This window comes from Actibacterium sp. 188UL27-1, assembly GCF_016901225.1.
Taxonomy (GTDB): Bacteria; Pseudomonadota; Alphaproteobacteria; order Rhodobacterales; family Rhodobacteraceae; genus 188UL27-1.
Genome location: NZ_JAFEUL010000003.1, coordinates 261,778 through 273,243, shown reverse-complemented (window position 1 = coordinate 273,243; position 11,466 = coordinate 261,778). Strand labels below are relative to the sequence as shown.

Sequence of the window (11,466 nt, the reverse complement as noted above, 5' to 3'; positions counted from 1 at the left end):
TAACCTATTGAATTGAAATGATTAAGTATTCATGGAGTCGAAGAATTCAGAGTTCGTCTTCGTCTGCTTCAACTTCGATATCAAGAACTCAATCGCATCTGTCGTTCCCATGGGATTAAGGATCCGACGCAGAATAAAGGTCTTTTGCAGATCGATCTTGTCAACCAGCAAATCCTCTTTCCGTGTGCCGGACTTCAGAATATCCATGGCGGGATAAACTCGCTTGTCCGCAATCTTGCGGTCCAGCACGATCTCTGAGTTACCGGTGCCCTTGAACTCCTCAAAGATGACCTCGTCCATCTTGCTCCCCGTGTCGATCAGAGCCGTCGCAATGATGGTCAGTGATCCACCCTCTTCAATATTTCGCGCGGCACCAAAGAACCGCTTGGGGCGTTGCAACGCATTTGCGTCAACACCACCAGTCAGCACCTTGCCAGACGACGGCACAACCGTGTTGAACGCCCGACCCAACCGGGTGATCGAATCTAACAGGATCACCACATCCCGCTTATGTTCGACCAAGCGCTTCGCTTTTTCGATGACCATCTCGCTGACTGCAACGTGCCGTGTGGCCGGTTCATCGAATGTCGAACTGATCACCTCACCTTTGACCGACCGCTGCATGTCGGTGACCTCTTCCGGCCGTTCATCGATCAGCAAAACAATCAAGTAGCATTCCGGATGGTTGTTCTCGATCGAATTCGCGATGTTCTGCAACAGAACCGTCTTACCCGTGCGCGGCGGAGCCACGATCAACGACCGCTGACCCTTACCAATGGGAGCCACAAGATCAATGATACGCGCCGACCGGTCTTTGATGGTTGGATCCTCGATCTCCATCTTCAGCCGCTCATCGGGGTAGAGCGGGGTTAGGTTGTCAAAGTTAACCTTGTGACGGGCTCGCTCCGGCTCTTCGAAATTGATCTGCGTGACCTTTGTCATGCAGAAATACCGTTCGGTTTCGCGTGGCGCCTGGATTACGCCATCCACCGTATCCCCGGTCCGCAGCGCGTGCTGGCGGATCATGTCAGGCGACAGGTAAATATCATCGGGGCCAGGCAGATAATTCGCTTCGGGCGAACGTAGAAACCCGAACCCGTCCTGCATCACCTCCAACACACCATCGCCAGAGATCTCCCACCCATCCTCAGCCCGCTCCTTGAGGATAGCGAACATCATATCGCCCTTGCGCATGGTGGAGGCGTTATCGATCTCCAGTTCTTCGGCCATCGCCAGCAGATCTGCCGGTGTATGGGCTTTCAACTGAGAGAGTGTGAGTTTGTCTTGAGTCATAGAACCTCTAGGCGGCGTACCGCGGGTCTTTAGATGTCAGGGATGGACCTGGCAGAACAGCCATTGCGCTGGCGTATACGAACTCGACCAGCATGAGTCAATTAGGCCGTCAAAATGGGCGCGCAATGACTGAAACCACGATCACCACCATTAGAAGCGTCGGCACCTCGTTCATCATCCGATATTGTCGTCCGGTATGGGTATTCTGTCCCGCCACGATATCAGAGCGTCGTCGCCCCAGCCAATGATGGAACCAGGTCATCGCAATGATCGACGCCGCCTTGGTCCAAGGCCAAATCGCCGTCCACTCAACCACGCCCGGGGTAAAGACAAGGATCAACCCAAAAAGCCAGGTTGCGATCATCGCCGGGTTCATGATCACGCGAAACAGTTTCAGTTCCATCATCTGAAACAGATCATCCGTGTCTGATCCCACTGTCACCTTCTCTGTATGGTGGACGAACAATCGGGGCAGGTAGAATAACCCGGCCATCCACGCGATGACCGACATCACATGCAATGATTTCGTCCAGGGATAGGCCGCAAGCAACGCTGTTTCGATCCAGTTCATGGAATGATTTCGCCTCCCGACAGTCGCCTTCTCTTAAAATATATAAGAAGAGGAAAGATAGATGATGATGTAGGGGCTGTGTATAACTGGGATTAAATATTTGTCCCCACCTCTATCCCCGTGTGGATGCTTTTTAGCTCCAATTTACCCCGATACCAAACACCAAAAAAGATTTTTTTATATCAGTAGTTTAAGCGGATCACTTGATGTCTTAGCCTGTGGATGAATTCGGGGAAAAATGTGCATGACCAACGCTGTCAACGGCAATTATGGCAACATAGTAACAGTTAACAAAATTCTGACACTTTTTGGACACATCCGGTTTCTGTGGCACTTTCACCAGATGTCGATTTCGGTTAACACTCCGTCCACTTGGCCGCCACACTCCAATACATAGATTATCCACATGTCCGATTTAATCCTTGCCTCGGGATCGCCTATCCGGCGGTCGTTGCTTGAACGTGCCGGAATTCGGTTCGCGGTTGAAAAACCGCGGGTGGATGAGGACGCGCTTCGTAAATCTCTGACCCAAGACGACGTATCGCCAAGAGATATGAGTGACGCCTTGGCCGATTTCAAGGCGCGCCGGGTGGCTTCCAAAACAAGCGCTGGTTTTGTTCTTGCAGCAGATCAGATCCTAGAATTTGATGGCGCAGCTATCGGTAAATCCCGGGATCAGGCCGAAGCGGCAGAATTGCTATCACGCCTTCAGGGACAGCAGCATAAAGTGCACTCTGCCGTGGTCATCTATGAAAATGCCAAACCTGTTTGGCGCCATGTCGCCACAGCCACCCTCACCATGCGTGCCCTGACAGCTAATGACATTGATCGCTATCTGTCGCGGCATTGGCTGGATGTCTCCTACTGCGTCGGGCATTATCGGGTCGACGCAGAGGGGATCCGACTGTTCCAGCGAATCGATGGGGACTACTTCACCGTATTGGGTATTCCGCTGCTTCAAACGTTGAATTACCTGTCGGATAGAGGCGTCCTAGAAGATGATTGATCAGATCCCGCTTGCTGGTGTGATCGGGTCTCCCATCGCCCACTCCCGGTCACCTGTGCTGTTCAATCATTGGCTTAGGGTACATGGGATCCGGGGCCATTACGTGCCGCTCCATATCAACCAGGCGGACCTGCGGGATACCCTGCCGATGCTGCCAAAGATGGGCTTTGTCGGCATCAATGTGACGATTCCCCATAAGGAAACTGTCCTGACCATGGCGGATGTCATCACTGACAGGGCTGCGCTTATTGGGGCTGCTAACACGCTTACCTTTCGGCAAGGCAAAATTTATGCCGATAATACAGATGGTTATGGCTTTATCGCCAATCTGCGTCAGGCCGCCCCTGATTGGGATGCAAAACAGGGGCCAGCCGCGATACTCGGCGCGGGCGGGGCCTCCCGCGCGGTCATTCATTCCTTGATTGAGTTGGGCGTCGTTGACATTCGTCTATCCAATCGTAGCCGGACACGGGCAGAAGCCTTGCGCAAGGAGTTCGGCCCCAAGATCACTGTCTATGAATGGGTTCAGGCGGGCAACATGCTCGAAGGCGCAGCCACGGTCGTCAACACCACGTCACTTGGGATGGCTGGCAAGCCAGAATTTCGCGTGCCGCTCGATGGCTTGGAGCCAGGCTGCGTCGTCAGCGATCTGGTTTACACACCGCTCCATACGGTTCTTTTGCAAGAGGCAGGGGCGATGGGCTGCCGTGTTGTTGATGGGCTGGGCATGCTGTTGCACCAGGCAACCCCAGGTTTTGAACGCTGGTTTGGGGCAGAACCCACCGTTGACCAGGCCACCCGCAAAGTCGTGCTGGGATGACGCCTTTTGTCATTGGTTTGACGGGTTCCATCGGGATGGGCAAATCGACTACGGCCCGGATCTTTGCCGCCCATGATGATGTCGCACTCTGGGATGCTGATGCCGCCGTTCACCGCCTGTACGGTCAAGGCGGCGCAGCGGTCAAAGCAATCAGTGCCGAATGGCCCCAGGCGATCACCGACCACACGGTTGACCGTGGTGCTTTGAAACGTCTCATCCAGCAGGATGCCGAAGTTTTGCAGCGCATCGAGGCCATCGTGCATCCCCTGGTGCAACAGGATCGCGCTACTTTTCTAGAAAACACATCGATACCGATTTGCGTCCTGGACATCCCGCTTTTGTTTGAGACCGGGGCAGCAAAGGATATGGACCTCGTCGTCGTCGTCAGCATTGATGCCGCCGAACAGCGCCGGCGCGTACTGGAGCGTCCCAATATGACAGCGGACCACTTCGACCGCATTCTGGCCAGTCAGATCCCGGATACGGAAAAAAGGGCGCGCGCGGATGTGGCGATCGAAACATCAAGCCTTGAAGCGGTCGAAAAACAGGTCGACACTTTGCTGACTGACATCCGGAGGGGTCGATATGCGTGAAATCGTGATGGATACCGAAACCACAGGCCTTGATCCCAAGGAAGGTCACCGGATCGTCGAAATCGGCGGGGTCGAGCTGTTTAATCACGTCGCCACCGGCCGCACCTATCACCAATATATCAATCCGCAGCGCGATATGCCGACGGAAGCGTTCGATGTTCACGGCATCAGTGAAGAATTTCTGGCGGACAAGCCTGTTTTTCAGTCTATCGCCCAGGAATTTCTGGATTTTGTCGGCGATGCCAAACTGGTGATCCATAACGCCGCGTTCGACATGAAATTCCTGAATGCAGAACTGGACTGGGCCAGCAAACCCAAACTCCCAAACGATCAGGCGCTTGATACGCTTGCCATTGCCCGGAAACGGTTCCCGGGCTCTCCGGCTTCTCTTGATGCGCTGTGTCGCCGGTTTGGTATCGATAACTCAGCACGCGAAAAACACGGTGCGTTGCTGGATAGTGAGATCCTGGCAGATGTTTATCTGGAGCTTATTGGCGGGCGACAGCCCGATTTCGCGCTCTCTAATGACGGTCCGCGCAAAGAGGCTGGAGACATAACGATCTGGCGGCCCAGACCACGCCCCACGCCCTTGCCGTCCAGGCTCACAGCCGATGAAAATGCGGCCCATCAGGCATTCGTCGCAACCTTGGGCGATAACGCTTTATGGGCAAAGATAGCGAAAGACCAACTTTAGAAGTTCAGCGAGAACCGCCGCGTCAGCAGAACCGATACCGAGTTCTGACGGTCAGACCCTTCTTCAACAATCGGGCTATCCGCTGCATCGTCGCGCAAGACGTCATGGCGATACGTGCCGATGACGCTCCAATCCGGGTTTAGCTCATAGGTTGCCCGCAATTGAAGACCGCTTGAAACCAAACCGCCGCCAGAATTGTAAGCGTCGAACTGGCTCGCAGCCGCCTCATCATCCGTGACATTGAAATACGCGTCGAAATAGGCATCGGACCCCAGAAAGACCCGTGGTCCAACCTCGACACTCAGCGCATCATTGACCGACCATTTCAAATCGCCGCCAAACTCTGCCACCTGCCCGCTATGGCCACCGATACCTTGGCGAACATCGACAAAAACTCGGTATCGCTCTGCTTCATATCCCACGCCGAACCCAAGTTCGACAGCGGCATCCACATCATCCAGCCCGTCCAGCTCATCATATTCGCTGCTATCGCGTTCACCCACGACTCGGAAGGATCCGCGCAGACCAAATCCCAGCTTTTCGGGCTGTCCAGGAATGCTGCCAAAGCTCAGCCGCCCGATCTTCACATATTCAGGCAGCAAGATACCGGTTGGCGACCACTCGTTTTCATCTGAACCGATATAGGCGGGCGCATTGCTGGCGCCGGCACCCAACACAAATTCCAACTGTGTCTCGGCCAAGGCGGCCTGACTTGTCAGGCCAAACACGGCTGAGATGCAGATCAGTTTCAAGTTCATGGCGGATCCCCTTTTGGAGTTATCTAAAGATCGCGCGCGATCTTCTCAGCCAGTTGTGTCCAAGCCTCAGTATACCCTGCAGAGATACTCGTAAGTGATGTCGAAACAAGGGGAACAGTGATATCAAATAACCGCAATTTTCCGCGACGCCCGGTGTTGTCATACCGCAAACCGTACTGTCCGGAAAGGCGCAACTGCCCCTGTTGCAAAACTGCCAGCTGCTCTACGCGGATCGTCAACTCCGCTTCTGGCAACCCATCCAGCGGCCAGGGCTCTGCGGCGATCCGGGCGCCGGTGATCGATGACAACAGGCGCACCATGCCGTTGGTCAGGGCGCGCGCAGGCTCATCAGCCCATAGGATCCCGGGCACCTGTTCCAGTGTGCCGCCTTCGTTCTGGACCGAGATTTCCTGCGCCTCCGCATATGTCGGCAATGACACCTGCATCACTTCGACCGTGCGCACGCTGGGCCGAACCTTCAGTTCCGATGATGGCGTCTGGAACAAAAGCTGGTCCGGCGCACCGCCGCAACCGGCCACCACAGATATTAACAAGAGCATCGCGAAACGGAACATATCAGCGGCCTGTAATGAGAGAGTTGGGATTACGTTCAATCGTCCGCGCCAATGACCGGATCGCATCCACAGCATCGGTGGCAGAGCGGATGGCATCACGCAGGTCCTGATTGAACCGTGACCGTTCACCATAGGATGCGATCAAACTGTCAAAATCGCTGGCCAATCCGTCCAACTGCTGGGCCAAGGCGGGCAAGGAACGTGCGGCCTCTTCCACCGATTGCAAGGCAGCATCGGCATTGGCCAGCGTCGCATTGAGGGAGGAAACAGCCCCGCCCTCGCGCAATTCCTTGAGCGAAGATTGCAATTCGACCAACGCGGCGGACAATGTTGTTGGAATATCCTCGATCCCGTCGGCAGACAGGACCGTCTCAAGCCGTTCGATAACGCGATTGCTTGACTGTACGACATCCTGCAGCGGCAGGCCTTGCACATCCCTCACGACAACGGCGATATCATCCAGGATCGGGCCGATATCCGCGGCGGACTCCGTCAGTGAATTGGTCAGTGTCGCCGCACTGGTCAACGTCTCGTCCAGTTGCGCGATGGCACCGCTGGCCCGCAATTCCTGCAATGCTGTGTCGGCTTCCTGCAATGTACTGGCCAGGGACGGGGCAATCTGCGCAATGCTTTCATCCGCCAGCAACGTTTGCAATCGCGCCACGGTCGACGTCGCCGAGCGGGTCAGATCACCCAATGGCAACTCCCCTATGTCCCGAACAACCTCTGCAACATCTTCGCTCAGACCAGGCAACCCCTCAGAGACTGTCGCAAGGTTCCGCACGATGGTTTCCGATTGCTCCAATGCCGTCAAAAGCGTTGTTAATCCTTCGCTGTCGCCAACTGTCGTGGCCAGTGTGCTGATTTCCTGCGTGGCCGTCTGAATGTCTGTCAACGCTTGCCGGATTTCTTCTGATCCGACCAGGGTGCGGGCGTCTTGCAGCAGCCCCCGCGCCTCCGCCGGGATCGACTGTGTCTCGGGGTTGGAGGCCAGGCGCGTGACGCTGTCCATCAGGTCAATGGCGGATGTCATCACATCTTCGATCGGCAGGTTGTTCACCCGTTCCACCAACCCGTCCACCGTGGCGGAGCTGTCAGTCAGGCTGGCTTCCACCGTCGGCAGCAACGGCTGCGTCGTCAGATCGGTTCGCAATGTGGCCAAGCCCGCTGTCGGCAGATCCAAAAGCTCGACAACGATGGTTTGCCCCAATAGCCCTTCAGAGGACAGCCGGGCCCGCAATCCGTTCTCCACCCGGTCTGCCAAGGCATCGGTGATCGCATCGCTGTCTGATGTCCCTTCGATACCCAGGCGCCGCGGGTTCAGTTGCAGGCGCGCCAACAGTTGCACACCGCGGCCCGCGTCATCCGGATCCACGAAACCGGAGATATCCTGAACCTCGCCCACCTTGATGCCTTGATACCGGACATTCGCGCCCCGGGTCAGACCGGCCACGTTGTTCTCCAGCAGGATCGCGGCGGCATAATTTGCCGTGCCGCTGAAAACGCTGGTCCTGGCATCCTCTTCGCTGCCAAAGATCTCAAATACATGGCCAGGTTCTACAGGTGTTCCGCCCGATACCAGCGTGCCAAAGCTGATGCCCCCTTCGATCAGTGCGGCCAGGCTATCCACATCAACCGAAACACCGCCAGTGTCCAACCCGATGGTAAAGCCTGAGGAATCCCAGAAACTCGTGGCCGTGGTCAGGCGTTGGTCATGGGGCTCGGTGACAAACGCGCTCATCGTCACGACGGCGCCATCGTCCGACAGGCTCGGTGTTCCGATCCGCCCAACCTCGATCCCGTTAAAGAGGATCGGCGCGCCTGCAGCCAATTGGCGCCCGTCACTGGAGCGCAAGGTGATCTGCGTGCCGGTTTCGCCGGGTCGTGCCAGGGGTGGCCGTTCCAGCGCGTTGAACTCGCTCGTCCGTTCACCGGGTACACCATCCCAGCTACCTTCGATGTAGACGCCGGACAGAACGGTATCCAGCCCGGTGATCCCCCGGGCAGACACTTCCGGTTGCACCAACCAAAAGCTCGCGCCGCTATCGATAAAAGGAGCCATGGCCTTATCCACGCGGATGGCCACGTCCACACTTCGCAGATCGCCGGAAAAGGAAACGCCCTCAACCTGTCCCACCTCGACATCACGGTAACGCAGGGGGGTTTCGTCCACCTTGATCCCGGCGGCATCGGGAAACCGCACCAGGATCAGCGGCCCCAGATCACTATAGCTGCGCCAAACCACACCAAGCGCCACGATCACCGCCAAAAGTGGCATGATCCAGACCAGGGTAAGCCCCCGTCGCGTCTGTTCGAAATCCGGTGAAGGCAGTTCTGTTTGATCGGTCATCAGCCCCGTTTTATCCTATCCCAGATCAGACGCGAGTCAAAGCTTTGCGCAGCCAACATCGTGAACACGACCGACAGCGCGAAACACACTGCAGCGATCCCCGGATTGATGGTGGCCAATATCCCAAAGCGAACCAATGCCACCAGAATGGCAACGACAAAAACATCGATCATCGACCAACGTCCGATGAACTCGACAATTTCGTAAAACAGATGCAACCGATGCGGATCCAGTTTGTGGGGCCGCCGCAAGATCCACGCCAGATAGCCAATCACCAGAAACTTGCCCACAGGGATCAACACGCTGGCAATGAACACGATCGCCGCCACGCCGTAGGATCCGTAATGTATCAGGTCGATCACCCCGCCCACAATCGTGGCTTCCTGCCGTTGAAAGGCCTGGGTGGTGATCAGCATCGGATAGATATTGGCGGGAATATAGGCGATCAGTCCCGCAATCATCCAGGCCCAGACCTTTTGCAGACTGTGGCCGTCCCGGCTGCGCAACTTGGCATAGCACCGGGGGCAACGCGTCTCGCCCAATTGCGTGACCTTGCCGCAGATCTGGCATCCCACAAGGCCCGCGGCCCGGGCCGTAATTACGGGCGCGGCTTTGATACGGCGGACCATAATGTTGTTCGACACATCAGCGCGTCTCCGTAGGCGTTCAGCAAAACCACCGCGACAAAGGCCCAAAAGGCCGGGCCCATCGTCAGGGTGGCCATGCCACTCAGTTTCACCAATGCCACGGCGACCCCCACCATAAAGATCTCGGCCATGGCCCAGGGTTTCAGTTGAAAGGCCCAGCGCAGGGACACGGCCGCCCCGGGCAATGGCGCGCGGTCAAACACGGCTGGCATCAACGCATAGGTCAGAAAGGCGAACCGCGCCAACGGCAACAGAACGATAAAGGCCAGAACCGAAATTGATAGCGGCACCATGATGTCCGACTGAAACGCCAAGACCACATCCAGGACCGATGCGCGGCTGGTGAATGTCCCGGCGGTCAATTGCAGGAACGGAGTGAATACGACCACCGCCATCAGAATCGCCGCGGCCAGGGCCATGCCCACCACGCTGGCAATCGCGTCGGGCTTGCCCAGAACCAGGCGATAGCCGCATTGGCCACAGCGCGCCGGGCGCGTCCGGTCCGCGGCATTCACCCGATACAGGCTGTCGCAAACCGGACAGATCACCAGATCGTTGTCACGGCTCATGGGCGTGTACCGTCTTTAGTGGGGCCGGGGCGCCGCGCCGGATCGGCAACTCGCCCGACCGGATATGCAGATCGCGCTGCGGGAACGGGATCTCGATCCCGTGTTTCGCCAGCGCAGTCTCAAGCGCCCAGTTGTAATCGGCCTGGACGATCTCGGGATGTTTGACGGCCTCCGGGCTCAGCCAGACGACCAGTTCGAAATTCAACGCACTGTCGCCAAACCCCACCAGCCAAACATCTGCGGGCTGGGCATCGGGGCCGGTCAGTTCATGCGGGATGCCGTCCGCCGCTTCCAGGGCCGCTGTCTTTACCAGCTCCTTATCTGTGCCATAGGCCACACCAAACGGGATTCGCATGCGGCGATACCGGTCCCGCATGGTCCAGTTGGTCACCCGGCCATTGATGAACTCGGAATTGGGAACCAGGATATCGACGTTATCCGTCGTTCTGATCCGGGTGGCCCGTGTCGTGATCTCCCTGATCTCACCATAGGTGCCATTTTCCAGTTCAATGAAATCGCCGATCTTGATCGATCCTTCCAGCATCAGGGTCACGGCTGCCATCATGTTTGCCACAATGGCCTGCAAACCAATGCCGATCCCCACACCGATGGCGCCGGAGAACACGGCCAAGGCGGTCAGATCCACCCCGATCACGCTCAGCGCGATCAGAACCGCGATAAAGATCGCCGTCAGCCGCACCGCTTGGGCGATCAGGGTCTGGATCGATTGGTTCAATGTTGCAGACCGGCTCAACCGCGACCGCACGAACCCAACCAACGCCTGCGAGGCCCAGATCAAAAGGACCAGCAGCACTGCACCCTTGATCATGTCAAAAATGGTGATCCGTGCCGATCCAATGGAAATGCCCACGCTTTCCATTGTCGCGATCAGCGGATTCAGCAAACGCAGGATGTAAAGAACGGCCAAAAACCAGGCCAATGCCGCAAAGATACGGGACCAGAACGGATCGCGCACGATGGCTGAAAACACATTTATGACGATCCAGGCCTGCAACATGCTGGCCACGACGCGCAGCATGTCATTGGTGATCCCCAGGCTTTCCAGAATCGGAACGGCGATCCACAGCAGGATGACGGTGACAATCGGCAGCGTGATCCGTTTGACCACGCTTTTGACGCTACCCAGATAGGGTTTCTTGCCATCTACGGTGGGCCACGTTTCGTCCAGGATGCGATTGACCGGGCGTACCAGGGGCCAGGCCACCAGAAACGCACCTAAAATCACCGCCAGAACGATCAGCCCGTCGATTGAGGAAAACTGTTTGCTGAATCCTTCGATCAGTTGCGCGCCGTAATCCACGGCCGGGGAAACACTCCCGATCAGGTCTTCCGCGATGCTTTCGATGGTTTCAGGGTTGTCCGCCGATGCGCCAGTTTCGGCTGGGTTGGTTTGCCCTGTATCATGTCCTGCCAAGGGCGCCTCCGGTATCGTCGGGTAGATCAAAGACCCGCCTAAGCGATCAACTTATAGGATCGTACTTGGTTGCGATAGTTGAAAGTTCAGGGGAAATTTCTGTCCAATCCCGGATCAGGTCCTGCCATATCTATTCCTACAATAACACTCAGAAA

The 11,466-nt window shown here is 56.7% G+C and carries 12 protein-coding genes; 4 read left to right on the top strand and 8 right to left on the bottom strand.

Translation table 11 applies throughout. The annotated features are described in order from the left end of the window. Nucleotides 1-21 precede the first annotated feature (21 nt). Together rho and hemJ are read right to left on the bottom strand one after the other, a co-directional pair. A complete protein-coding gene (gene rho, locus IU397_RS06685) occupies nt 22-1,293 on the bottom strand; it encodes a transcription termination factor Rho (protein WP_204411932.1) in 1,272 nt (423 codons plus the stop codon). 109 nt (nt 1,294-1,402) lie between these two features. Further along, nucleotides 1,403-1,864, bottom strand: coding sequence for a protoporphyrinogen oxidase HemJ (gene hemJ / locus IU397_RS06680; protein WP_204411931.1), 462 nt, complete (start codon nt 1,862-1,864; stop codon nt 1,403-1,405). Between the two features lie 406 nt (nt 1,865-2,270). Between hemJ and IU397_RS06675 the strand changes: the two genes are divergently transcribed. From IU397_RS06675 to dnaQ, 4 genes are read left to right on the top strand one after another with little or no spacing between them, the layout of a single operon-like run. Continuing rightward, nucleotides 2,271-2,870 (top strand): nucleoside triphosphate pyrophosphatase, encoded by a 600-nt coding sequence (locus tag IU397_RS06675; protein WP_204411930.1) that lies wholly within the window; start codon nt 2,271-2,273, stop codon nt 2,868-2,870. Further along, nucleotides 2,863-3,690 (top strand): shikimate dehydrogenase, encoded by an 828-nt coding sequence (locus IU397_RS06670; RefSeq protein ID WP_204411929.1) that lies wholly within the window; start codon nt 2,863-2,865, stop codon nt 3,688-3,690. Before IU397_RS06675 ends, IU397_RS06670 begins: the two co-directional genes overlap by 8 nt. Then, nucleotides 3,687-4,283 (top strand): dephospho-CoA kinase, encoded by a 597-nt coding sequence (gene coaE / locus IU397_RS06665; protein WP_204411928.1) that lies wholly within the window; start codon nt 3,687-3,689, stop codon nt 4,281-4,283. Before IU397_RS06670 ends, coaE begins: the two co-directional genes overlap by 4 nt. After that, entirely contained in the window at nt 4,276-4,977 is a 702-nt protein-coding gene (dnaQ, locus tag IU397_RS06660) for a DNA polymerase III subunit epsilon (protein WP_204411927.1), read from the top strand. The genes coaE and dnaQ overlap by 8 nt, the downstream gene beginning before the upstream one ends. Here dnaQ and IU397_RS06655 read toward each other — a convergent pair. From IU397_RS06655 to IU397_RS06630, 6 genes are read right to left on the bottom strand one after another with little or no spacing between them, the layout of a single operon-like run. Then, on the bottom strand, nt 4,974-5,735 hold the full coding sequence (locus tag IU397_RS06655; protein ID WP_204411926.1) for a MipA/OmpV family protein: 762 nt from the start codon (nt 5,733-5,735) through the stop codon (nt 4,974-4,976). The two genes, dnaQ and IU397_RS06655, sit on opposite strands and share 4 nt — an antisense overlap. 23 nt (nt 5,736-5,758) lie before the next feature. Beyond that, the gene (locus IU397_RS06650) at nt 5,759-6,310 is read right to left on the bottom strand and encodes a membrane integrity-associated transporter subunit PqiC (RefSeq protein ID WP_204411925.1); all 552 of its coding nucleotides are present in this window, start codon (nt 6,308-6,310) and stop codon (nt 5,759-5,761) included. A 1-nt stretch (nt 6,311) separates the two neighbouring features. Then, a complete protein-coding gene (locus IU397_RS06645) occupies nt 6,312-8,660 on the bottom strand; it encodes an intermembrane transport protein PqiB (protein WP_204411924.1) in 2,349 nt (782 codons plus the stop codon). Further along, complete coding sequence (locus IU397_RS06640) at nt 8,660-9,289, bottom strand: paraquat-inducible protein A (RefSeq protein WP_204411984.1); 630 nt, start codon at nt 9,287-9,289, stop codon at nt 8,660-8,662. Before IU397_RS06640 ends, IU397_RS06645 begins: the two co-directional genes overlap by 1 nt. Beyond that, the gene (locus tag IU397_RS06635; RefSeq protein WP_204411923.1) at nt 9,259-9,876 is read right to left on the bottom strand and encodes a paraquat-inducible protein A; all 618 of its coding nucleotides are present in this window, start codon (nt 9,874-9,876) and stop codon (nt 9,259-9,261) included. The genes IU397_RS06640 and IU397_RS06635 overlap by 31 nt, the downstream gene beginning before the upstream one ends. Then, entirely contained in the window at nt 9,866-11,311 is a 1,446-nt protein-coding gene (locus IU397_RS06630; protein ID WP_204411922.1) for a mechanosensitive ion channel family protein, read from the bottom strand. The genes IU397_RS06635 and IU397_RS06630 overlap by 11 nt, the downstream gene beginning before the upstream one ends. Between the last annotated feature and the right edge of the window lie 155 nt (nt 11,312-11,466).

What these genes read in the sequence shown, in the direction of transcription:
- IU397_RS06645 (WP_204411924.1), bottom strand. Translation starts at nt 8,660, where the DNA reads ATGACCGATCAAACAGAACTGCCTTCACCGGATTTCGAACAGACGCGA.
- rho (WP_204411932.1), bottom strand. Translation starts at nt 1,293, where the DNA reads ATGACTCAAGACAAACTCACACTCTCTCAGTTGAAAGCCCATACACCG.
- IU397_RS06650 (WP_204411925.1), bottom strand. Translation starts at nt 6,310, where the DNA reads ATGTTCCGTTTCGCGATGCTCTTGTTAATATCTGTGGTGGCCGGTTGC.
- IU397_RS06655 (WP_204411926.1), bottom strand. Translation starts at nt 5,735, where the DNA reads ATGAACTTGAAACTGATCTGCATCTCAGCCGTGTTTGGCCTGACAAGT.
- IU397_RS06675 (WP_204411930.1), top strand. Translation starts at nt 2,271, where the DNA reads ATGTCCGATTTAATCCTTGCCTCGGGATCGCCTATCCGGCGGTCGTTG.
- IU397_RS06640 (WP_204411984.1), bottom strand. Translation starts at nt 9,289, where the DNA reads ATGGTCCGCCGTATCAAAGCCGCGCCCGTAATTACGGCCCGGGCCGCG.
- dnaQ (WP_204411927.1), top strand. Translation starts at nt 4,276, where the DNA reads ATGCGTGAAATCGTGATGGATACCGAAACCACAGGCCTTGATCCCAAG.
- IU397_RS06635 (WP_204411923.1), bottom strand. Translation starts at nt 9,876, where the DNA reads ATGAGCCGTGACAACGATCTGGTGATCTGTCCGGTTTGCGACAGCCTG.
- hemJ (WP_204411931.1), bottom strand. Translation starts at nt 1,864, where the DNA reads ATGAACTGGATCGAAACAGCGTTGCTTGCGGCCTATCCCTGGACGAAA.
- IU397_RS06670 (WP_204411929.1), top strand. Translation starts at nt 2,863, where the DNA reads ATGATTGATCAGATCCCGCTTGCTGGTGTGATCGGGTCTCCCATCGCC.
- coaE (WP_204411928.1), top strand. Translation starts at nt 3,687, where the DNA reads ATGACGCCTTTTGTCATTGGTTTGACGGGTTCCATCGGGATGGGCAAA.